The sequence below is a fragment of the Xenorhabdus yunnanensis genome, assembly GCF_028598805.1.
GTDB lineage: Bacteria > Pseudomonadota > Gammaproteobacteria > Enterobacterales > Enterobacteriaceae > Xenorhabdus > Xenorhabdus yunnanensis.
The window spans coordinates 1-684 of the sequence record NZ_JAQRFI010000203.1 but is presented as its reverse complement, the minus strand read 5'-3'; the positions used below and the strand labels follow the sequence as shown (position 1 = coordinate 684).

The following is a 684-nucleotide window of genomic DNA, read 5'->3' as shown; positions in this document are numbered from 1 at the left end:
CGCTTACCACTTTGTGATTCATGACTGGGGTGAAGTCGTAACAAGGTAACCGTAGGGGAACCTGCGGTTGGATCACCTCCTTACCGAACGATAGTAGTTTTTGTTGCAGTGTCCACACAGATTGTCTGATGAAAGAAGAGACGGTATCGGCATAGGCTTGTAGCTCAGGTGGTTAGAGCGCACCCCTGATAAGGGTGAGGTCGGTGGTTCAAGTCCACTCAGGCCTACCAGTTCTGCTTGTCCTGGAATCTGTCAAGCGCGGCGTTGTTTATGTACTTGCGTACATTGCGCGGCTCGCGTTGAGATTTTCGGCGTAAGCGAATTGGGCAGCAGTCCGGTAACGACATTATGGGGCTATAGCTCAGCTGGGAGAGCGCCTGCCTTGCACGCAGGAGGTCAGCGGTTCGATCCCGCTTAGCTCCACCATTTCTCTTTGAATACCGTGATTTCAGAATGCATTGGGGAAACCGAATGTATTGTGAAATACGTGCTCTTTAACAATCTGGAACAAGCTGAAAATTTGAAACACTCAGTATCTGTCGTGATGACGGTATTGAGGAGTCTCTCAAAACCCCAGTCCGAAGACACCTTCGGGTTGTGAGGTTAAGCGACTAAGCGTACACGGTGGATGCCTAGGCAGTCAGAGGCGATGAAGGACGTGCTAATCTGCGAAAAGCGCCGGTG

Annotated in this window: 2 tRNA genes and 2 rRNA genes; all 4 read left to right on the top strand. The window is 50.9% G+C overall.

What is annotated here, in order from left to right:
* Positions 1–83 (top strand): 16S ribosomal RNA (locus PSI23_RS21790); the annotation flags it as partial.
* Positions 84–153: 70 nt separating this feature from the next.
* Positions 154–230, top strand: a tRNA-Ile gene (locus PSI23_RS21785).
* Between the two features lie 120 nt (positions 231–350).
* Positions 351–426 (top strand) — tRNA-Ala (locus PSI23_RS21780).
* A 175-nt stretch (positions 427–601) separates the two neighbouring features.
* A 23S ribosomal RNA gene (locus tag PSI23_RS21775) occupies positions 602–684 on the top strand; the annotation flags it as partial.